Origin of the sequence: Pedobacter nyackensis, assembly GCF_032678475.1 — a bacterium.
GTDB classification, from domain to species: Bacteria; Bacteroidota; Bacteroidia; order Sphingobacteriales; family Sphingobacteriaceae; genus Pedobacter; species Pedobacter nyackensis_A.
Genome location: NZ_JAVTSF010000002.1, coordinates 572,007 through 594,617, shown reverse-complemented (window position 1 = coordinate 594,617; position 22,611 = coordinate 572,007). Strand labels below are relative to the sequence as shown.

Here is a 22,611-nt window from a genome sequence, read left to right as displayed (position 1 = left end):
GTAGTTATGAAATGATGATCGAGTTTTTGTCTACTCTGGGTTGCTGTCCGCCACGCAGAATGGAATTGCTCTCAAATTTCTGACTCTGATCAATATTTTTAACCGTGATAAAATCCTGCTCATCAATCTGTCCACTTTGTGCAAAAGCTGTAATCGCATTGCGGTAAGTCACCATTTCGATATCGGCTAAACTGATACCCGATCTTTTCATCAAGGCAGCAGTTTTAGGAATGGCCAGCGGATCGCTGATGCCCCAGTCGGCAGCTGAGTTAATCATGATTCTTTCCGAACCGTACTGTTTTACTACCTCTACCATACGCTCATTTCCCATTTTGGTAAAAGGATAAATGGTAAAAGCAGCCCAGAAACCTCTGTCCAGTACCTCTTTTACGGTTTCTTCATTGTTGTGGTCAACAATAACCATACCTGGTGCAAGGCCTTGCTCTATGGCAATATCCATACTGCGTTGTGTACCTTTTTTCTTATCACGGTGCGGGGTATGGATCTGAACTGGAAGTCCTGCTTCTTTTGCCAGTTCGAGTTGTATTCTGTAGTATTTTTCTTCAGCAACCGTCTGGTCATCAAAACCGATTTCGCCAATACCAACTACACCTTCTTTGAAGATGAATTGTGGTAAAATTTCTATTACCTGTTCTGCAAGTTTTTCATTATTGGCCTCGCGGGAGTTTAACCCAATGGTACAATAATGCTTAATGCCGAACTGTGAAGATCTGAATCTTTCCCAGCCAATCAGGCTGCTATAGTAATCGGTAAAGCTATCAACACCTGTACGCGGTTGCCCAAGCCAAAATGCTGGCTCTATCAGGGCGACAATGCCGGCGTCTGCCATGGCTTGATAATCGTCCGTAGTACGGGACGTCATATGAATGTGTGGATCGAAAAACTTCATCCCGCTGATGTCGTTCAGGTCAAGGGCTGTTGTTACCTTTTCTCCCTTGTTTCTTTCCTCAAAATTTTCATTACAGCACATAATTCAAGTATTTATTTAAGGTTCATTTGTTGTGTCAATTGATAAATTTCAGGAGCTACCGTTCGGCCTGCAGCCAGGCGTTCCTGTATGTAATCCTGAAGGGTTGCGACTAAAGCATCATTTACCCGATCTTTTAAGCCGATAATAAGATTAACGTCTTTTTCTGTAAAAAATGCTTTTAATACGAGCTGGTTCCATGCCTGTTGTGAAAGGAAGGCTGCAGGATATGGATTATGATACATAATTGCTTCCAGCACCGTGCCGATATTACTTCTAATACCTTCTTCACAGCGGCTAATCCATTCTTCGGGGTAATGGTAAAGTGACAATGCTGTATACAAAGCAACTTGTTCATTCATTTCTGCCGCGGCAAACAGACTGTTTACTTTTTTAACATAGGTCTCCCTGTTGTTGGATGGCAACTGCATGAGCAACCAAACCCTCGACAACTGATCTACCGTCCAGCTGTTGATGGTAAAGCCAGGTAGTAATTCTGTGATTTGTTCTTCTTCCTCCTTTAGTATTTCAACTGCTTTTTTTGTCGCAATGCGAGGAAGGTGTGCAAAGCATAAATGCAACTGGACAGACTTATCTTCCGTAATAATCAACGCGATTTTTTGTTGAAGCCATTCCATTGCTTCAACGCTAAGGTTTCTTTTAAGGACCTGTACAAAAACATCACCTAATTTTTGTAGGCCCGGTATATCAATCAAAAGCATTTTTATTCTAGTTAAACTGCAACAAAATAATTAATGGCCAGTGCTCCGCTAATGATCAGCAGACCAAAAAATTCCCTGGTTTTTTCAATATAGGGCTTTGTAGCCTGCATACTTTCAACCAGGCTGGGCCTTTTATATCTTATGATCCAGTCGCGTACACCATCTTTGGCAAAGAACAAAATTGCAGCGTAAATTAGATAGAATGTTGTGGCAATCAGGTATACGACAGGGTAAAAATAATTAAAAACGGCAAGTCCGCAACAAATAGATGCAACCATATAGATGGGCACCCATAGCCAGGAGTCGTTGTCATTCAGGTTCACATAAGCGAATAAAATAAAGGCAATGCAAAAAATGGAGTTTAAAATACTCAGTAGCATAACAATGAAGTTTATATTTGTGTGTGTTTATTAACTTAATACAAATAAACAGATTATTAAGTCGATTTAGCAAGATCATCTTTATTTTAGACATTTTATTGATTATTTAAAAATTGCAGGTGGAGAACGAGATCAATGCCCAAACACATGATTATACTTTAGAGCACTTTAATATTTCGATGTTAACCATCTCAGACCTGTTAAAGCACAGTAAGGTGAGTACGGATACGGAAGCAAAGGGTTTTTATGAACTTTCGCCTGTAGAGATTGCCGTAAATTTTGCTGTTTTTAGCAATACTTTTGCTTCCGTGAATGCGCAGATGGTAACGGTTACCCAGACTGCAGACCGTGTAATGCTATCTTGTACCTGTATGTCATCTGTTTATGGACTATGCGAATACCAGGCGCGTGTGCTTCACAATATTATGGATAGGGAACAGCTTCGCGTGTTTTTTGATGAGCCATTGCGTTATAAAAAGTTGAGAGAGTTTGCAACAGATTATGGTTTGGGAAATGAAAATAACCTGGATGCACATTTCCAAATAGAATATGTTAAGGGAATACTGAATATAAGTCCTAAGCTAAAGCAGTTATTTCCAATTAATAAAAAAACAACACAGGAATTAGGAGATGCATTGCTGCCTGCTACAAACTGGTTAAAGCCTGTTGCTGATGGTATGGTAAAAAAGGATGCTAAAATGATCGTTGTTTTTAGTCAGCATCGTTTTTACAGTCACCTAGCTGTGTCCTTGTACGAAGGTCAGGCCAGCAAGGATGGGAAAATTAAAAATCCTTTAAAAAATATTGATCCTTCAGATTTGATCTGGATCTCGGAGAGCAGTGCTGAACTAAAGTTCCTCAATGGAATATTGAAATTCCAGAATAATTATAACGGAGAGGCTTCAGCTTCTAATCTTGAAGGCTTAAAAGCAATAGCAAAGAACCCGCTCGGACTGGATGTGTACATGCATGATTCAAAAAGATCGCCTAATATATCGGCAAGTTCTATTGTTGCTGTAAAACTCAAAATTCTTGGGATTGACCTCGTGCTTTCTGTCAATGAAAAAGGTGATTTTTATGAGGTCTCAGGAAACCTGATGTTGGAAGATCAGTCGCTGGCTATAGAGAACCTGGTGATTAAGCATCATTATTTTATTCAACTAGGTACTAATCTTTACCTCATTGATAATCCTGATTTTCTGCGGGTCATAGATTTCTTTAAGAAGCATTACGATAAGATGCTGATCCATAAAACCAAGTTCGATGATTTCTATGAAACGATACTGTCGCGACTGGAAGAAAAGGTGAAGATCAATTACTCCTATTTAAAGCCCGCAACAAAAACACAGATTGAGGAAAAAGGCTTTGATCTGGAGAATGAGCAGTTGATCTACCTTTCCGAATCGGAAGATTTTGTGCTCATTACACCGGTAATGCGTTACAGTAATACCGAAATTCCGATCCTGTCCAGAAAGCAAATCATTGCCAAAGATAAATATGGGAATACATTCACCTTGCGCAGGAATGAAGAAGAAGAGCTACAGTTTATATCCAACATTGTAAAACAACATCCTTTTTTTGAGGAACAGGTAAATGAGGAAATGAAAATGGATTGCTTCTATATGCACCGCAAACATTTTCTCGATATTGGCTGGTTTTTAGACGCCTTTGAGGCCTGGCGCAGTAAAGGTATAACCATAATGGGTTTTAATAAGTTGAATAACAATAACCTAAGTCCTTATAAAGCTGATATATCCATTAAAGTGATCAGTGGTATCGATTGGTTTGAAACCCAGGCAAAAGTAGCTTATAATGGGGAGGCCATTTCTTTAAAACATTTACATAAATCGATCCGTAATAAAAGCAAATTTATCAAACTGGACGATGGAACGATGGGAATTTTGCCGGATGAATGGGTAGAGAAGTTTACCAATTATTTTAATGCCGGGGAAATTGTTGAAGACAGTATCCATACACATAAGATCAATTACAATATGATTGCAGAACTGTATGAAGAACAGCTTTTTGATGAAACGGTAAAGAGTCAGCTTGCTACATACAGAAGGAAACTTTCAGGCCCGGATAACATCACTCAGGTAAAAATACCGGATAGTTTAAATGCTGAACTTCGCGGTTATCAGTATGAAGGGGTAAACTGGCTTAACTTTTTAGATGATTTTAATTTCGGTGCTTGTTTAGCAGATGATATGGGTTTGGGCAAAACGATACAAGTTATCGCTTTCATCCTTACCCAAAGAGAGAAATCTGCGCATAATACTAATCTGGTGGTTGTACCTGCCTCCTTAATCTTTAACTGGCAGGCCGAGGTCGCAAAATTTGCACCTTCCATAAAAATACGGACCATTTATGGGGCAGACAGGCTACAGGATATTCATGAATTTGATCAGTACGAGATTATTCTTACCTCCTATGGTACTTTACTGGCCGATATTCGTTTTTTAAAAGCATATCGGTTCAATTATGTTTTCCTGGATGAATCACAGAACATTAAGAATCCGGATTCACAACGCTATAAGGCTGTAAGACTTTTACAATCCCGTAATAAGGTCGTCTTAACGGGAACACCGATAGAGAACAATACCTTTGATTTATATGGACAGCTTTCTTTCGCCTGTCCGGGTTTATTGGGGACAAAACAACAGTTTAAAGAATTATATTCTGTTCCCATAGATCAGTTTAAAGAAACCAGACGTGCGAAAGAGCTACAGCAACGGATCAGTCCTTTCATCTTGCGAAGGACTAAAGAGCAGGTCGCTAAAGAATTACCTGATAAGACCGAAATGGTGATTTATTGCGAAATGGGAAGGGAACAGCGGGAAGTGTATGAGGCCGCAGTGCAGGAGGTTAAGGATTATATTGAAGGGAAAGCTGAGGATGAATTACAAAAAAGTAGTATGCATATTTTGCAGGGGATTACGAGATTGCGACAAATTTGTAATTCGGCAGAACTGTTGAAAGATGATAAATTTTACGGCAATGCGTCTGCTAAAATGGAAACCCTGCTGGAGCAAATAGAGGGTAAAGCTCCGAATCATAAAATACTGGTGTTTTCGCAGTTTGTGGGGATGCTGGACCTGATCAGAAAGGAACTGGATCAAAGAGGAATCGTACATGAATATCTAACGGGACAAACACGGAACAGGGCCGCAGTGGTGACTTCCTTCCAGGATAATCCTGAAGTACGGGTTTTTCTGATCAGTTTAAAAGCAGGAGGTGTAGGGCTAAACTTAACCAGGGCCGATTATGTATATATTGTTGACCCCTGGTGGAACCCTGCGGTAGAAAACCAGGCTATTGATCGTACGTACCGCATTGGACAGGAAAAAAATGTAGTCGCGGTAAGGCTGATCTGCCCTGATACCATTGAAGAGAAAATCATGAAACTGCAAAATACAAAGAAGGACCTGGTAGGAGATTTGATCAAAACGGAAACCTCCATTTACAAGTCGTTATCTAAAAAGGATTTGCTGGACTTGTTTGGTTAGGATACCGGATCGCTTCGGGAGTGGTTCTATGTTAACAGGTAGTTCATAGGTAGATGATAGGTATTTCATAGGTGTATTGTAGGTATCTATACCTCTTATTTACCTGTTAAACACGGTTTATCGTAGAAAAGTGATTACGGAAGAGCCTTTCAATGCTCCCAGGCTTGTTTATGTCTGCTGGAGTTATTGAGTATCCGGCCCTTATTCTGGTACGGCTAACTGGTTTAGGCGATCAAATATCTATGAAAGAATAAATAGAAAACGCGTTGCCAAGATAGTTGACTGCTTGGCTAATCCGAGAAATTAATAAATCGAAACTTATTAGTCAATTGCATTAACCAAATATATCCGATATGAATAAAAATTCTACAAAAACAGCTTTCTGTAATTTGAGCATGTTTAGGTTAAAATGGGGCAGACTAAAGCTGATTATGCTGCTAATGCTGCTCCAGTTAACTACGACAACTACCTATGCCCAGGTTAAATTAACCGGAACGGTGGTTGATAATAAAGGGATTGCTATGCCGGGAGTAACGGTTAAAGTGAAAGGCACTACGCTTGGTGCAACAACATCCAACAGTGGTAGATTTGATCTTAGTGTCCCTTCTGCCAATTCAGTACTGGTATTCTCTTTTATTGGCTTTATACCACAGGAAGTAACTGTGGGGAGTAAAACCGTTATTAATGTAAGTCTAAAGGAAGACCTGAGTAACCTGGAAGAATTAGTAGTTACAGGTTATGGTGGTGTGGCTAAAAAGAAAGACTTAACCGGTGCAAGTTCTTCAATCAACACAAAAGATATTGAGGAGCGTCAGCCTATCAATCTTTTTGATGCTTTGCAGGGAAAAGCAGCAGGGGTGCTCATTGTAAATGATGGTGGTGGGGCACCGGGTGCTACAGGTTCAATCCAGATTCGGGGAACGTCGACTTTAAACGGGGGGAATGGTCCTTTGTATATTGTGGATGGGGTAATTGATGAAAATGGAGCGAACATCAATCCTGCAGATATTGCCAATGTTGAGGTGTTAAAAGACGCAGCTTCTGCATCTATTTACGGTTCACGTGCAGCAAACGGAGTAATTTTGATTACGACCAAAAGAGGTATAGAGGGAAAACCTAGTGTAGATTTGACCTATAACCATGTGTTTGGGCGACTGGCACATAGTATTCCTGTGAGTAATTCTGCGGAAGTTCGCGCATTTAGAACCATTCAGGGGAGAGGAACTTCAACTGACTCTATCAATCCAAGTTTCAATGCCGACAATGATCTTCAGGATTTATTGCTGGGTAATCTCGCTCAAAAGAAAGAGGTTAAGTTTGGAATTAGTGGTGGTCAGAAAGGATTAAGCTACTATACCAGTTTGAATTATCTGGATGATGAATCCATTATCCTGAACAGCTGGGCGAAAAGAGTGCAGTCAAGAACAAACGTGAGTTATCAGTTATCTCCAAAACTTAAGTATTCAAATAACTTCTCCTTCTTTTGGCAGAAAGCCAATCAGACCTCTATTGGGAATACTGTAAGGGTTGTTATTGACAGGCCTGCATACTCACTTATTTATTATCCCGATGGGAGTTTAACAAGTTATATCGCTTCTAAAAGGAATCCGATAGCGCAGGCTTTATTTGAGCGGGATGAGGATGAGACTTATTCAGCTCAGTTTAATAACCAGTTAGATTATCAGATTATCAAAGACCTGAAGTTTACGACTTTGTTTAATGCAAAGTTGGATAATACACAGAACATGTATTTTTCTCCGAGACTTCTTTCTGCAAATAAGGATAAAAACTCGGGCCGAAATGAGATGGCAAAAACCTTCTTCTGGGAATACCAGGCTTTTTTAAACTACAATAAAACGGTGAATCAGGATCATAATTTCACTGCTTTGCTAGGCTTCAGTGCGGATAGAAAAAGATTTGATCGTGTTCATACAGAATATTTAAATAGCGTAAGTGAGTCGATTTTTGTGACCTTACCTGATTATGTGATTTCCACGGGTACTTATTCAAATGCCACAGCAAATGCTACGTCATCGATATTTAGTCGTGTGGGGTATAACTATAAAGGCCGTTACATTTTACAAGGGACTTATCGTAGGGATGGTTCTTCAAGATTCGGCCCTGAAAATCGATGGGGTAATTTCTTTTCCGCATCGGCAGCATGGCGCTTCTCTGACGAGAAATTTATGACCTGGGCCAAATCTTTCCTGGACGATGCCAAAATAAGATACAGCTTTGGTCAGTTGGGGAATGACCGTATTGGTGATTACGAATCCTTCCTTAGGGTTGACTTTTTGGGGAACTACGCCGGAGTTGGAGGTGCAGGTCTGATGAGTACTTTAGGTAATGAGTCTATTAAATGGGAAACAACCACGCAGAATAACGTCGGTTTAGATCTTACCTTTTTTAAAGGTAGATTAGGATTTACTGCAGATTACTATTTAAAACGTACTAATGATCTGCTTTATCCGAGAGAATTGGCTAAAGAAACCGGTTTTAGCAAAGTACAGGTGAATTTAGGGACTATGCAAACCAAAGGTTTTGAGTTTGTTGTTAACGGAACCCCAATTACCAGTAAAAATTTTGAATGGAGTTTAGCGGGTAATATTTCTTTTGAAAGAGGTAAGATTGTTGAACTGGCGGATGGAATTCCATTTTTTGCCGGGAACAAATGGTATGTAGAACAAGGCGGTAAGATCGGAAATTTCTACGGCTGGAAAAATCTTGGAGTATACCAATGGGATGAGTCGAACGCTTATGATGACAACTGGAGAAAGTTAACGGTAGTACTGGAAAATGGTCGGCCAAAATATGAAAATGGTAAGCCGGTGTATAGCCTGGATGGTAAAGAGTATACTGGTAACGTTAAAAATAAGTACGCACCGGATGGTAAGTTGAAAGGTGGGGATGCGGAATGGCTGGACTTAAAAGAAGATGGCGTAATTGATGACGCAGATCGTCAGATTCTTGGAAACGCTACTCCTGATTTCTATATGGGTATCATGAACAATTTCAGATACAAAAGTTTTACGCTTTCTTTCTTGTTTAACGGATCCTTTGGTGGAGAGGTTTACAATTCGCTTTTGCAAACTCAGAACAAACCTTCTAACACGGGTGCTGGATCGCCTGATATGGTTTACAATTCATGGAGAAAACCTGGTGATATTGCAAAGTATCCATATTACATAGAGAAGGACAATAGAGGAAATCTTAAAACTGATCAGAACAGTTTGTATATCGAAGATGCCTCTTTCATCAGATTGTCCAGTGCGAGGTTAGCGTATAGGCTGAACCCTGAATGGAGTAAAAAGGTGTATTTAAGAGCTGTTACAGCCTATGTATATGGAACGAATCTGTTGACCTGGACCAATTACAGAGGGTATGATCCTGAATTCAGTACATCTAACCCTTTAACACCAGGCGATGATACAGGGAAATATCCAAGAAGAAGAGAGTTTGGTCTTGGTCTGAACATTAATTTCTAATAAAATTAAGATGAAAAGAATAATAGCGATAACAGCTTTGGTTACGATGATTTTGTTCGGAGGCTGTAAAAAGTTTTTGACGGAGAAACCGTTGTCACAAATTACTTTACGCGAGTTTTATAAAAGTAAGTTTGATGTGGATGCGGGAATAGCGGGGATGTATTCTGCGTTTCAATTAGAAATGGTTGGAACGAAGCAGTATGCTGAAAAATATTTGTATTGGGGAGAGTACCGTGCCGATAATTTTGACAGGTTTGTCATTTATACCAAGGATTATGTAGATGAGATTGTTTTAAACAGTCTTACACCAACGAATCAGTTTTCGGACTGGACTGGACTTTATGCTGTGATCGGCAGGGCCAATAATAACATTAAGTATGTTCCAGAAGCAGCAAAATTGGATCCGAAGATAACTAAACCCTTGTTGAACGGCTATATGGCGGAATCCTATGCTATGCGCGCTATGAGTTATTTTTATCTTGTGCGTGTTTGGGGAGATGCACCCATCCGTTTGGAGCCTTATGAGGATATCAAAGTTCCGTCTGAAGTGGATAGATCGCCAAAAGAAAAAGTGATGACTGAAGTGATTATCCCCGATTTAGAGCGTGCTTATGATTTGTTTGCTACGGGGACAGCTCCATCTTCAGGTATTTTTGGAATGGGGCGGGCTGCTGTTTGTGCTACATTGGCTGATGTTTATATGTGGCGAAAAGATTACCCAAATGCGATCAAATGGATAAAGAACCTGTTCTTAGCTAAGGGGATTACTGCGGATCCAACTGCGGCAAATCTTGAAGCTACTGCGACTTGGAAAACGATGTTTACAAATCCTGTTAACAGTAAAGAAGCGATCTGGAGTATCCATTGGGATTATCAGAAAAATGGTTGTGCCTGTATGCAAACTTCATGGACAGATAATAATAAACAGATTGTTGTAGATGAGGATATCTGGGATAAATGGTTTCAGCCACAATTTTCTGCAGCTACACGTACTACCGATATTCGTCCGCAACAAACGGCCGATGTATTCTTTGCCCAACCCAGAGCAAACAGAGACCGGTTCATCAAATGGTATGCAACAGCTGCAAACCCTACCGCTGCGGATAAATGGCCCAATAGCAGACAACAGGAGCCTGTATACCTGACGATGTATCGCATGGGTGATATGTTATTGCTGTATGCCGAGGCTTTAAATGGCAATAACGATATGGTAAATGCCTTAAAATATCTGAATATGGTTCGCACAAGGGCAATGGCACCGGCATATCTTCCTACAGATCCATTGGTGGCAGATAAAATTGCAATGGAAAATGCGATTCTTAATGAGAGACAGCTGGAACTTTTCGGAGAAGGTAAAAGATGGTTTGATCTGGTTCGTACAGATCATGTAAAAGAGGTAATGGATCCGGTTCTTAAAAGGAGGCAGTTGGATGCTGGAAACCTTGACGCTCCTGGCTTTCTTGATCCGGCCACAAAATCGTATTGGCCTGTAAACAGAAATGTATTAAACTCTAACAGTAAATTAAAGCAAAACCCTGGTTATACAGATTAAAAAATAACGGTTATGAATAAGATAATATTAATAGCAAAAAAATATGCTTTTTTATCCGTCCTGATGTTGTCGGGTTGTACTTTGTTTGATATGGAGTTACAAAAAAAGTATGATTACGAACATAAGACGCTTGATCCTCATATCAATATTACGGCAAGGAAGTTTTTAGAAAGCCGCTCTTATGAATCTGTAGAAAACCCTAGAGATACCGTTTTTAAATGGATGAGGAAAGGTTTGGAGTATGCGGAGATTGATTTAGCAGAATTTGAGAAAACAGGAAAGACATTTATTTTCCTGCACAACGAGGCTGTTCGGGTTTTGGATTCTAAAACAGGAAAAGCGACAAAGGGTTTATGGTTTGATTTCCCAATTGTTGTGACTGTAAATCCTGTTACCGGGTTACCCGCTACCACGCGACCGGCTGCAAAGTGGCAGGATTATCCTAAGGAAGATGTAAGGAATTATTTCCTTTACCTGATGTTGCAGGGTGATTATAACTTCGATAAACTGACGATTAATAACAGTACTGCCCAAACGCTATTGCCTCCGGGAAAAGTGGCTAGTAAAACTTCTATGCTGGGATATTTAAATGGAGGTCTCGGTTTCGATCAGGAAGGTAAGATGAATCTTCAATTGGTAAATAATGACGATCTCGCACCGATTCTGATTAACGGGACGACCAAAAATAGATCTGGTGGCTATATTGCTACCAATGGTGTGGTTCATGTTTATGGAGCTACAGTCTATCCTTTCAGACCACAACCAGAACAATAATCGTTCTATTGTTTTTAATGAGTGCCTGGTATTTAGAAAATAATAGCCAGGCACTTTTTTTTAACGAAGCAGGGCTGTTGCACACCATAGAACTGGTGCCTGACCATGTAAATCACCAACGTTTCTTTGGCGGTCTAAGTAGTATTGAAGGCTGTTTTTCTTGTTTGTTCCCTCACATACCTCGGTGATGTCGTTGTTCTCATTAATGTAGGTGATCAGTTTAAGCCAGGCTTTACGTGCTGCTGTGCCGTATATTTCTTTATCTAACCACCCATTTTTAACACCTGTTATAAAGGCGAAAGTAAACATGCCGGTGCCTGAAGTTTCCGCCCATGATTCTGGTACGTCAATCAGCTGTCGCCACATCCCATCTGTGGTCTGGTATTTTAGTAAAGAGGCCATCATCTCCTTATAGCCTTTCATGATTCTTTCGTAATCAGGATTGTTTTTTGGCAATGATCTTAGCAATTCAGCCATCCCAACTGCCATCCATCCATTCCCACGCCCCCAGTAAAAAGGAACATCTGGCGCATGATAGAACAAGCCGTTTGGTCTTTGTAGTTTGTCAAGATAGAATACCATCTCTTTTGCTGCACGGTCTATGTATTTCTGATCACCTGTGGCTCGATATGCTTGTGCCTGTAATGCAGTAATCATGAACATATCATCGATCCATAACCGGGTTTGCCAGGTATACCCTTGTTTGTAGAATTCATGTGACTCTGCTACAACTCTCGGACCTTCCGGAGGTCCCCATTGCTTGTCCGCAATCGCAAGCCCCATATCCAGATATCTTTTTTCTTTAGTTTGCAGGTATAGCTCCAGCGGTACAGCGCCAAAAACACAGTAATCTACATGGTCTGGGACAGGAATAAGTTTAGCTTCTTCCCCAAACAGCGGCTCGAAGCGCTTTTGAAGCTTTTGTACAAGTTGTTTCTGTTTGCTTTCTTTTGCAAAAGTTAAGGCTCCATACCAGGCGCAGTTTTCAGGATAAGTCAGTACCCGCGGAGGAGTTGTCTTGTTAAAATTTGTATGTGGAGTAACATTGAAATGTTCGGCCACTTTCGTCCCGATTTCTTTTGGTGAAGTACCTTTTGGCCAATTTTTTAAATTGGCATTTTTGGATTGGGCATGGCTATTTGCATATCCCATGAGCGTAAGTGCCGGAGCGATCCAGCATATAGCTAAAATAGATTTCCTGTTCATAATTATGGCTTGGTATTGAGTTTTTTGTTACTTATTTTGTTGATTGTATGTTTAAAGTTAGCCTTTATTTGATGCTTTGGGAACCGAGAAAACGTGCCTGGAACAAAGATTGGGGCATTTTGCATGGTAATTTGAGGTTAATGGTAAGATCGTTGATAACCTGGCTAAATTGGAACAGTATTTTTTAACAGATAATGGGTCAATTGCATTCGTAATTACAAAATTTGAATTAATTGTGTAAATTAAATCCCAGATGGTTTAATCTTAAAATTAACATGGTATGAAGAAATATTTTGGTCTGGCTTTTATCTTGGCCTTATCTGTAAATCTGAAAGCTCAGCATCGTCTGGAAAAGATCTGGGAAACGGATAGTGTAATTAACCTGCCGGAGTCGGTGTTGCCGGATATCAAAAGCAAGGTGCTTTATGTTTCTGTAATGGGTAATAACCCGAATGATAAGGATGGGATAGGTGGCGTAGCTAAAATTGGACTGGATGGTAAGGTGGTTGACATGGACTGGGTTACAGGATTAAATGCGCCTAAAGGTCTGGCCAGACTGGGGAATATAATGTACGCTGCTGATGTCACTGATGTGGTGGTTATAGATATTGCGAAAGCAAAAGTGGTGTTGAAAATACCAATAGACAGTTCCGTGTTCCTGAATGATATTACCGTAAGCGATAAGGGAATTGTATATGTCTCAGACACGAGGACAAAACGTATACATAAGATAGAAAAAAATAAGCCTTCTGTATATATGGAGAATATTGCAGGTGTAAATGGTTTAAAAGCGATAGGCAAGGATTTATTTATAGCAGGAGGAAAGACCGTATGGAAAGCCGACGCGCAAAAGAAAATGACCAGAGTTGCTGAAATACCACAAGGAGGTGATGGTTTGGAACCGATTGGAAATGGAGACTTTTTACTGACAAGCTGGGGTGGCTATGTGTATTATGTATATGCTGACGGTAAACACGATGTGTTGCTGGATACAACTCTGGAAAAGAAAAATACAGCTGATCTCGGGTATGATCCTGTTAAGAAAATTCTGTATATCCCGACTTTTTATAAAAAGAGCGTAATGGCTTATCAATTGAAATAATTTTATGATAAAAGGAATTCTTTAGAATATTTACCAATGATAAATAAGAATGTTTAAATTGGTAAATATTAAAAGAGATCAGTTATGGCTAAAGAACATCAATATCAAGCGACACTTACATGGGCTGGCAACAAAGGCTCGGGAACAATGGACTACAGGTCTTACGACAGAAGTTATATCATTTCTATTGATCATAAACCTGATATTGTTGGATCATCTGACTCCGCATTTCTTGGTGATAAAACGAAACATAACCCGGAGGATCTTTTATTGGCGTCGTTGTCTTCCTGCCATATGTTATGGTATCTGCACCTGTGTTCTCAAAATGAGATTATTGTAATGGAGTATAAGGATACACCCATTGGGAAAATGAACGAAAATGCTGATGGCAGCGGACATTTTACTGAGGTAACTTTGAATCCTGTTGTTGTTATTACGGATGAATCGCAGGTGGAAAAGGCAAATGCATTACATGATGATGCGCATAGAATGTGTTTTATAGCGAACTCTTGTAATTTTCCGATTAAGCATGAACCAAAATGTATAGTTGAACATGGATAATATTAAAAATATAGGTTTTTTAGCACTGGCAGGTGTAGGGCTGGTTTTTGGCTTCGGTTTCGGAAATAAAGCTGAAGTTGTGGGGATTGAAAAGGGAATTCCGAATGTTGGTTCAAGCCATAAAGCTATTTTACTTGCTGATCCGGCAACAAATTATAAGAATTTGTGTGCCAGCTGTCATGGCGAAAAAATGGACATGTTTGTTGATCGTCAATGGAAGTTTGGCAATAAAAAGGAGGATCTTTTTAAAACAGTAAAGTTAGGCAGAACAGACGTGGGAATGCCTGCATTTGGAGAGAGTTTGACTGATCATGAAATTAATGCGCTTGCCGATTATATCCTTAACGGGATAAAGAATGTAGATAAGTATACTGCTAAGGAAGAACCAGTTTCTGATGTGTTTAAGACAGAGGAAATGACCATAAAGTTAGAAACTGTTGCCGAGGGGCTTGATGTTCCCTGGGGAATGGCGTTTTTGCCTGGCGGAGATATGCTGGTAACGGATAGAAATGGTAAATTTTACAAGGTAAAGGCAGATAAAACTTTGCAGGTAATTAGCGGAGCACCAGAGGTGCTGGCAAGGGGACAAGGTGGATTAATGGATGTAACACTAGATCCTGCATTTGCCACAAATAAATTGATTTACCTCTCTTATTCTAAATTTAAAAACGTTGGTGGGTCTATTTTAGCGACAACCGCAATTATGCGGGCGAAACTGGAGGGAAATGCGCTGACGGAACAAAAAGATATTTTTGTTGCTGAACCTTATTCAAAAACGCAACATCACTACGGTTCAAGAATGCAGTTCGGTAAAGATGGATACCTGTATTTTTCTGTAGGTGAACGTGGAAATGAAAAGGAAAATCCACAGGTAATTAAAGGGAATGATCTGGGTAAGGTCCACCGCATTAAAAGTGATGGCAGCATACCTGCCGATAATCCTTTTGTGAAAACATCTGGTGCGGAGGCATCCATCTATGCTTACGGACATCGTAATCCTCAGGGTATGACTATTCACCCGGTAACCGGGAAAATATGGACGAACGAACATGGACCGCGTGGTGGTGATGAAATCAATATTGAAGAACCCGGTAAAAACTATGGTTGGCCGGTAATTACTTATGGCATTAATTATAATGGAACGCCAATTAGCAACCTTACGGCTAAACCAGGCATGGTGCAGCCTATTCATTATTGGATCCCTTCTATCGGGCCAAGTGGACTCGCTTTTGTAACCGGAAATAAGTATAAAAACTGGGAAGGTAATCTGCTTTCAGGTTCCTTAAGGTTTAAATTCCTTCAAAGATCGGTGTTAAAAGGCAATAAGGTAGTTAAGGAAGAGATCTTATTTAAAAACATTGGCAGGGTAAGGGATGTGAGAATGGCTCCTGACGGTTATATTTATATTGCTGTTGAATCGCCAGGGCGGGTCTTTAAACTGGTGCCAATGTAAGGGATTGTTTGCGACGCAACTTACTTTGTATATTTGTTGTCGAAATCAATCAGATAAGATCATGAACAGGTTTTTAAAAAGTTTTGGCTACGCATTTTCTGGGCTTGGCTATGCTTTTAAAAGCCAGTTCAATTTTAAATTTCACGTTGTAGCCCTGCTGGTCGTGGGGCTTCTTGGCTGGTATTGTCAACTGTCGCCGGTTGAGTGGCTCTGGATCATTATGGCTTCAGGAATGGTATTGATGGCTGAGTTGTTAAACACTGCCATAGAAGTGCTCGTTAATCTTGTCTCACCGGATATCCACCCTAAAGCCAAAATTATTAAAGATGTTGCTGCAGCTGCAGTATTGGTTACGGCAATTACTGCATTGGGGATTGGTTTGGTCATCTTTATTCCAAAAATGGTTGAGTATGCTACATAAAACAAGGGGTATCGTATTAAAAACTACCTTGTATAGTGAAAGCAGTGTGGTAGTGCAAATCTTTACCGAGAAGTTTGGCATTCAGTCTTACATGATCAATGGTGTAAAAAAAACAAAGGCAAAAATAAGGATGAATATGTTGCAGCCTTTACATCTGGTGGATATGGTGGTCTATCATAAACCAAATGTTGGCATACAAAGGGTGAGTGAACTGAGACCTGCTCCTGTTTTCAGAACCATACCTTACGACATTATTAAGAGTACGATTGTACAGTTTTTAAATGAGGTGTTGTACAAAAGTATCCGGCAGCAAACTACCGACGGGTATTTGTTTGATTTTATATTTAATGCACTTTGTTGGTTTGATGAGACTGAAGAACTGAACGTAAATTTTCATCTCGCTTTTTTACTTAAGCTTTCCCGTTTTTTGGGATTTGCGCCAAGCACACAAACAAAAAGTGACCAGAGTTATTTCGATTTACAGGAAGGAGAGTTCAGATCATCACTCCCTGTACATGCCTATTTTTTGGATAAATATGATGCATCTCTGTTCATTTCTCTATTTTCTTTGCCTTTTGAAAAAATAAATGAAATAAATATGGAAAATCAGACACGACGATCTATTTTGGATAAAATACTGGTTTACTATACTTTACATACGGCTTCTTTTGGTGATATCCGTTCTCATCAAGTATTAGAAGATGTTCTTTCATAAAAAAGTGCATCTTTTTTTGCAAAAATGATTTTAGGGTGTATATTTGCAATCCCAAATCGAAGGGATCTTTGAAATGGTTTTACAGTCTACTCGACTGGTTATTGAAAGACAAAAGAGTACAACCAAGGGAAATTAGCTCAGCTGGTTCAGAGCACCTCGTTTACACCGAGGGGGTCGGGGGTTCGAACCCCTCATTTCCCACCAATAAAACGCCCCGTCAGGCGCTAAATGACAAGACCAAAGGGAAATTAGCTCAGCTGGTTCAGAGCACCTCGTTTACACCGAGGGGGTCGGGGGTTCGAACCCCTCATTTCCCACACAAAGAAAGCCTTTCAGTTTAAACTGGAAGGCTTTTTGCATTTGGATAATTTTTTAAACCTATGTCTGCAGAAAAAAACATCCTTCATCCCCGGAATAAACACCGCTCCAGGTACGATTTCCCTGAGCTCATAAAGAGTTTGCCAGCCTTGCATTCCTTTGTTGGTATGAATGCACACGGTGGAGAATCTATCGATTTTTCTGATCCCATAGCGGTAAAAATGTTGAACAAGGCATTGCTAAAGCATTTCTACGGAATTGAGACTTGGGATATCCCTGAAAACTATCTGTGTCCGCCTATACCGGGTAGGGCCGATTATATCCATTATATGGCGGATCTGCTTGCAAACGGAAATAAAGGAGTTGTTCCTAAGGGAAAATTTATAAAAGGATTGGATATTGGCGTTGGTGCAAATTGTATTTACCCGATTATAGGGCATCAGGAGTACGGATGGAGTTTTGTGGGATCTGATATTGATACCGGTGCAATTAAGGCTGCAAAAGCGATTATAGCAGCTAATTCGCAACTGGAAAAAGCAATAAGCTGCAGACAGCAAAGTAATAAGCTGCATATTTTTAAGGGAATTGTAAAGCCAGGGGAAATTTTTGATTTTACCATGTGTAATCCTCCTTTTCATGCTTCGGCTGCGGAAGCGCAATCGGGCACTAAAAGAAAGCTGCAAAATCTGGGCAAACACAAAGGGAAGGATACTGTCCTTAATTTTGGCGGACAAAACTCAGAATTGTGGTACGAAGGAGGAGAGGTCGCATTTATCAGGAAAATGATTGACGAAAGTACTGGTATTGCTGATCAGTGTTTATGGTTTAGTAGTCTGGTTTCTAAAAGTGCCAATCTGTCATTTATCTATGGTGCTTTACGTAGCGCTGATGTTGCGGAAGTAAAAACTATTGAAATGGCCCAGGGACAAAAAATTAGTCGATTTGTGGCCTGGACATTTATGGAGCCGGCTGAACAACGAAGCTGGGTTCAAGGAAGATAGAATGGGATATAGTTCCATCCCATCTTCTTTTAATCCAATAATAATGGTTCGTCATCGTCAGTCAGGCTTAGCTGAATACTATCCGTACCGGCGATACCTTCAATAGAGCCACGGATATGTGCTGCGTTCAACATTACTTTTTCCAGTTGCTTTTCCCTTGCTTTCCATAATTTTTCCATAGCATCACGCTCCCGTTGAATAGATAGTTTCATGCTCATAAATCCTTCTCTTATGGCTTTCCATTGTTCAGAAAATTCATTGCTGGTCAGGTAGTCATATAGCATATGCATTTTATCACCTCTGTTTTCCTGTGATTTAGTGGCGCTGAAAAGTTTAACAATGCCGTCCCTTAATATGTACGAAACAGCTTTTACTTCATCGAAAGAGCAGATCCAAACTCCGTCTTTTTCTCCGAAACAATCCATGCCTTTTGGGTAGGCCTGAGTTACAATTACCGCTACATCAACGCCCATGCTACGCATGTCTTTTTTAAGTTTTTCAATCCATTCCATCGAAAAATCTTTGGTACGTTTACTCTCGTAAATGATTTTACCGCAGTCCTGACCAAATTGGTTACGTACATGATGTACACAATCGGCACCACGAACACCTTTCCCTACTTCGGTTACCAGGTCAAAAGGAAATGCATTACGTAGTAATTCTTCCAGAATAAGCTCCTGAACTTCACCTTGCAGTTGCATAGATCCCTGTTCGGCTTTACGTTTCATTTCTTCGGCAAGTTTTTTCTGGTCGTCCAGTTGTTTCTCCAGTTCTTTTACCCTTAACTGGTGCTCAGTATCTTTTAAATTGGTCTTTTCCGCTTCCTGTTTGCGGATTTGTTCAACCATTTCTCCGCGTTGTTCCTGTAGTTTGCGTTGAATTTCAAGCTCCATCTCCGCCTCTTTCTCCTTCATTGCCTGTTCCTTCTTTAAAAAATCCAGTTCTTTGGATCGGGCTAGTTTCAGTTTTTCTTCACTTTCCTTATTGGCATTATCGAGCATTTGCAGTTTATTCTCGAAATCAGAAGTAATACTTTTGCGCAAGTTCTCTTCCAGTACGGTTTGCAACTGTTTTTTCTCTGCTGCTAATTTTTCCTCGAAGAGTTGTGTTTGTTGCTTTTTTTGTAGTTCAAACGCCTGCTCCTGTTGCTTTTGCTGTTGGGCAAATTCGTTTAGTTTTTTACTATATTCCTCGTCTTTTTGTTTGGTAAAGGAAACCATCTTTTCACGAAGATCTTTTTTATATTCCTCTGCCATTACTTCCTCAATAGGGAAGATGTGCGAACAATTTGGACATTTTATTTCTGTAGACATATTCAGGTTGAAATTTAAGGAATCAGTACAAATCTAATATTATCTCTTTACAAACAGACTTTCGGCGAACTTCATAGATACGCTTCTTGGTTCTTCGTTTTCAATCTGAATGTTTAAAGAGCCATCAAAGTCAATGACTTCCAGTACTCTGATTTTTGTGCCGATGGTGATATTTAGCTTTTCCAGGTATTGTAGAAATAAAGTTGAAGTATCTTTGACGGCAACAACTTTACAGTTTTCAGCAGCCGTAATTTCAGCTAGTAAAACTTTGTCAACTACCGGAATGTCGCCATTGGCTTTAGGTATCGGATCGCCATGAGGGTCAAAATCTGGGTAATCGAGAAATTCTTCCAGCTTATTCACTAACTTCTCGGACTGTATGTGCTCCAGTTGTTCGGCTACTTCATGTACCTCATCCCAGCTAAAGTCTAATTTCTCATATAAGAACGTTTCCCATAATCTGTGTTTTCTCAATATGGCTACCCCTTTTTTCCTGCCGAGCTCAGTGAGCAGGATTTTGCCATATTTCTGATAGCTAACCAACTCCTTTTCCTTTAGCTTTTTAAGCATGTCTGTAGCGGTAGCGGGTTTTACACCGAGGTAGGCGGCCATTTCATTGGTGCCGGCTTCTGGACGTTCTTCATTCTGGAAGCTCAGCATTAACAATGCTTTTAAATAGTTTTCTTCAGTATAAGATAGCATGCACAAATATAAAACAATAAATATCAAATTACATTTGTTAGGTTCGTCTAACTTTTATAGTTTTGTATTGTTGATTATAAAATTAGATAAATGAAAACTTCTGTTAAAATCTTTACTTCTATGCTTCTTACTTTTTGTTCCATGATTGTTTTTGCGCAAAAAGGAAGCGTAGGGGGAAAAGTGGTGGCTAAAGGCACTCCGTTGACCGACGTTAGCGTCAGCTTAACGGGTACTGCTGTCACTACGAAAACAGATAGTGCCGGTAACTATGTTTTTGATAAAATTGCTTTAGGAAGTTATAAAATAGTAGCAAGTGCAGTAGGATTTCGAAAAGTGATTAAATCCGTTACCATAAAGGAAGCAGAAACTGTTGATTTGAATTTTGATTTAAGTCATTTTGAAAATGACCTGAACGAGGTAGTCGTAACAGGTACTTTGAAAGAAGTGAAGCGACTGGAAAGTCCTGTTCCTGTTGAAGTATATACCCAGGCATATTTTAGGAAAAATCCTACACCAAGTATTTTTGAAGCCTTACAAAATGTGAATGGAGTTAGACCACAATTGAACTGCAACATTTGTAATACGGGTGATATTCATATCAATGGTCTTGAAGGACCTTATACGATGATCTTAATCGATGGAATGCCGATTGTAAGTAGTTTGTCCAGCGTTTACGGCTTGTCGGGTATACCAAATTCATTGGTAGAGCAAATTGAAATTGTGAAGGGACCAGCTTCATCATTGTATGGTAGTGAGGCTGTTGGCGGACTGATCAACATCATCACAAAAAAGCCACAGAACGCCCCAAAGCTATCTGCCGATATTTTTAGCACTACTTACGGGGAAATCAATACCGATCTTGGATTTAAATTTAAGGCAGGGAGTAACGTTGATGTGTTGACCGGTGTAAACTATTTTAAGTACGGTAATCCGGTAGATCATAACCACGATAATTTTACAGATGTTACGCTTCAGGACCGAATTTCTGTCTTTCAGAAATGGAATTTTAAGAGAAAGCATAATCGTGTGTTCACCTTAGGTGGCAGATATGTGTATGAAGATCGTTGGGGCGGAGAGATGCAATGGAACAAATCGTACAGGGGAGGTGATCAGGTTTATGGGGAAAGTATTTATACAAACAGATGGGAACTGATTGGTAGTTACCAGTTGCCGGTAAAGGAAAAACTGTTTCTTGCTTTCTCTTATAATGAACATGATCAGGATAGCAGATATGGAACAACATCATATATCGCAGAACAGAAAATCGGCTTCGCGCAACTAACCTGGGACAAGAAAGCAGGCAATCATGACCTTTTGTTTGGGTCGGCACTGCGTTATACTTTTTATGACGACAATACGCCTGCTACAACAGGGGTAAATCAGGATTTAAAAAGAAACACCTGGCTCCCGGGAATTTTTGTACAGGATGAAATCACATTGTCTCCGAAGCACAAGTTTCTGGCAGGTTTCCGGTACGACTATAATTCTGTTCATGGAAATATATTTACGCCAAGGGTTGCCTATAAATGGAGTATTGACGAAAATAATATCTTACGCTTAAATGCGGGAACGGGTTTCAGAGTAGTGAATATTTTTACGGAAGACCATGCTGCTTTAACCGGAGCACGGGAAGTGAAGGTTAACGGTAAGCTTAAGCCGGAAAAAACCTATAATGTAAATTTGAATTATCTTAAAAAAATGTATAGCGCCAACGGAACTTTCTTTGGTATCGAAGCTTCGGCTTTTTATACCTATTTCAATAACAGGATTATTGGTGATTTTGATACGAATCCGAATGAGATTAATTATAGTAATCTGGATGGTTACGCAGTAAGTAAAGGTTTTAGCGCCAATATGGATCTGACTTTGACCAATGGATTGAAGTTTATTGTAGGGGGTACTTATCAGGATGTGGCTACCTACGAAAATGGAGTTAAAGAGCAGCAGATTCTTACGGAGAAGTTTTCGGGTAACTGGGCTGTTTCTTATAAGATCAATCCGCTGAACCTAATAATTGACTATACCGGAAATATTTATAGCCCTATGCGTCTGCCATTATTGAGTGAAGCAGATCCGCGTCGTGAGTATTCGCCGGTATGGAGCATTCAGAATATACAGCTTACTTTCGGCGGCTTTAAAAACATTGAAGTGTATGGAGGTGTTAAGAATCTGTTGAACTGGACACCTAACCGCGGTAACCCGTTTATTATTGCAAGAGCGAATGATCCTTTCGATAACAATGTAACGTACAATGCAAACGGGAGTGTAAAAATGACCGCTGACAATCCGTATGGTTTAACTTTTGATCCTACTTATGTGTATGGTCCAAATCAAAATATCAGGGGATTCCTGGGTATTAGATTGACAATTAAATGATGTGGTGGTTTGCGGTAAATCAATTAACTTTATGGC

17 protein-coding genes and 2 tRNA genes are annotated in these 22,611 nt (G+C 39.9%); 13 read left to right on the top strand and 6 right to left on the bottom strand.

Annotation, left to right across the window (positions count from 1 at the left end; translation table 11 throughout):
* Nucleotides 1–4 precede the first annotated feature (4 nt).
* From R2Q84_RS10085 to R2Q84_RS10075, 3 genes are read right to left on the bottom strand one after another with little or no spacing between them, the layout of a single operon-like run.
* Nucleotides 5–991 (bottom strand): TatD family hydrolase, encoded by a 987-nt coding sequence (locus tag R2Q84_RS10085; protein WP_316816405.1) that lies wholly within the window; start codon nucleotides 989–991, stop codon nucleotides 5–7.
* A gap of 11 nt (nucleotides 992–1,002) precedes the next feature.
* A complete protein-coding gene (locus R2Q84_RS10080) occupies nucleotides 1,003–1,710 on the bottom strand; it encodes an EboA domain-containing protein (RefSeq protein ID WP_316816404.1) in 708 nt (235 codons plus the stop codon).
* A gap of 11 nt (nucleotides 1,711–1,721) precedes the next feature.
* Nucleotides 1,722–2,090 (bottom strand): transmembrane 220 family protein, encoded by a 369-nt coding sequence (locus R2Q84_RS10075; RefSeq protein ID WP_316816403.1) that lies wholly within the window; start codon nucleotides 2,088–2,090, stop codon nucleotides 1,722–1,724.
* Nucleotides 2,091–2,209: 119 nt separating this feature from the next.
* On the opposite strand from R2Q84_RS10075, the gene R2Q84_RS10070 reads away from it, so the two are divergent.
* From R2Q84_RS10070 to R2Q84_RS10055, 4 genes are all read left to right on the top strand, one after another.
* Complete coding sequence (locus tag R2Q84_RS10070) at nucleotides 2,210–5,596, top strand: DEAD/DEAH box helicase (RefSeq protein ID WP_316816402.1); 3,387 nt, start codon at nucleotides 2,210–2,212, stop codon at nucleotides 5,594–5,596.
* 353 nt (nucleotides 5,597–5,949) lie between these two features.
* Complete coding sequence (locus R2Q84_RS10065) at nucleotides 5,950–9,081, top strand: TonB-dependent receptor (protein ID WP_316816401.1); 3,132 nt, start codon at nucleotides 5,950–5,952, stop codon at nucleotides 9,079–9,081.
* A 10-nt stretch (nucleotides 9,082–9,091) separates the two neighbouring features.
* Nucleotides 9,092–10,633, top strand: a complete 1,542-nt coding sequence (locus tag R2Q84_RS10060; RefSeq protein WP_316816400.1) for a RagB/SusD family nutrient uptake outer membrane protein — start codon at nucleotides 9,092–9,094, stop codon at nucleotides 10,631–10,633.
* A 12-nt stretch (nucleotides 10,634–10,645) separates the two neighbouring features.
* Nucleotides 10,646–11,407, top strand: a complete 762-nt coding sequence (locus R2Q84_RS10055; protein ID WP_316816399.1) for a hypothetical protein — start codon at nucleotides 10,646–10,648, stop codon at nucleotides 11,405–11,407.
* Nucleotides 11,408–11,467: 60 nt separating this feature from the next.
* Here the strand turns inward: R2Q84_RS10055 and R2Q84_RS10050 are convergent, their stop codons facing one another.
* On the bottom strand, nucleotides 11,468–12,613 hold the full coding sequence (locus R2Q84_RS10050) for a glycoside hydrolase family 105 protein (RefSeq protein WP_316816398.1): 1,146 nt from the start codon (nucleotides 12,611–12,613) through the stop codon (nucleotides 11,468–11,470).
* Nucleotides 12,614–12,893: 280 nt separating this feature from the next.
* Between R2Q84_RS10050 and R2Q84_RS10045 the strand changes: the two genes are divergently transcribed.
* From R2Q84_RS10045 to rlmF, 8 genes are all read left to right on the top strand, one after another.
* A complete protein-coding gene (locus R2Q84_RS10045; protein ID WP_316816397.1) occupies nucleotides 12,894–13,715 on the top strand; it encodes an ATP-binding protein in 822 nt (273 codons plus the stop codon).
* Nucleotides 13,716–13,799: 84 nt separating this feature from the next.
* A complete protein-coding gene (locus R2Q84_RS10040; protein ID WP_316816396.1) occupies nucleotides 13,800–14,276 on the top strand; it encodes an OsmC family protein in 477 nt (158 codons plus the stop codon).
* A complete protein-coding gene (locus tag R2Q84_RS10035; RefSeq protein ID WP_316816395.1) occupies nucleotides 14,269–15,729 on the top strand; it encodes a PQQ-dependent sugar dehydrogenase in 1,461 nt (486 codons plus the stop codon). The genes R2Q84_RS10040 and R2Q84_RS10035 overlap by 8 nt, the downstream gene beginning before the upstream one ends.
* 61 nt (nucleotides 15,730–15,790) lie before the next feature.
* Entirely contained in the window at nucleotides 15,791–16,150 is a 360-nt protein-coding gene (locus R2Q84_RS10030; protein ID WP_316816394.1) for a diacylglycerol kinase family protein, read from the top strand.
* Nucleotides 16,140–16,865, top strand: coding sequence for a DNA repair protein RecO (gene recO / locus R2Q84_RS10025; protein WP_316816393.1), 726 nt, complete (start codon nucleotides 16,140–16,142; stop codon nucleotides 16,863–16,865). The genes R2Q84_RS10030 and recO overlap by 11 nt, the downstream gene beginning before the upstream one ends.
* A 126-nt stretch (nucleotides 16,866–16,991) precedes the next feature.
* A tRNA-Val gene (locus R2Q84_RS10020) sits at nucleotides 16,992–17,069 on the top strand.
* A 38-nt stretch (nucleotides 17,070–17,107) separates the two neighbouring features.
* Nucleotides 17,108–17,182: transfer RNA gene (locus R2Q84_RS10015), tRNA-Val, on the top strand.
* Between the two features lie 63 nt (nucleotides 17,183–17,245).
* Nucleotides 17,246–18,184, top strand: a complete 939-nt coding sequence (gene rlmF, locus R2Q84_RS10010) for a 23S rRNA (adenine(1618)-N(6))-methyltransferase RlmF (RefSeq protein ID WP_316816392.1) — start codon at nucleotides 17,246–17,248, stop codon at nucleotides 18,182–18,184.
* Between the two features lie 29 nt (nucleotides 18,185–18,213).
* Here the strand turns inward: rlmF and R2Q84_RS10005 are convergent, their stop codons facing one another.
* Together R2Q84_RS10005 and R2Q84_RS10000 are read right to left on the bottom strand one after the other, a co-directional pair.
* Entirely contained in the window at nucleotides 18,214–19,497 is a 1,284-nt protein-coding gene (locus tag R2Q84_RS10005; RefSeq protein ID WP_316816391.1) for a DUF2130 domain-containing protein, read from the bottom strand.
* Between the two features lie 39 nt (nucleotides 19,498–19,536).
* On the bottom strand, nucleotides 19,537–20,199 hold the full coding sequence (locus R2Q84_RS10000) for a metal-dependent transcriptional regulator (RefSeq protein WP_316816390.1): 663 nt from the start codon (nucleotides 20,197–20,199) through the stop codon (nucleotides 19,537–19,539).
* Between the two features lie 90 nt (nucleotides 20,200–20,289).
* On the opposite strand from R2Q84_RS10000, the gene R2Q84_RS09995 reads away from it, so the two are divergent.
* Nucleotides 20,290–22,575 (top strand): TonB-dependent receptor, encoded by a 2,286-nt coding sequence (locus R2Q84_RS09995; protein WP_316816389.1) that lies wholly within the window; start codon nucleotides 20,290–20,292, stop codon nucleotides 22,573–22,575.
* Nucleotides 22,576–22,611: the final 36 nt, after the last annotated feature.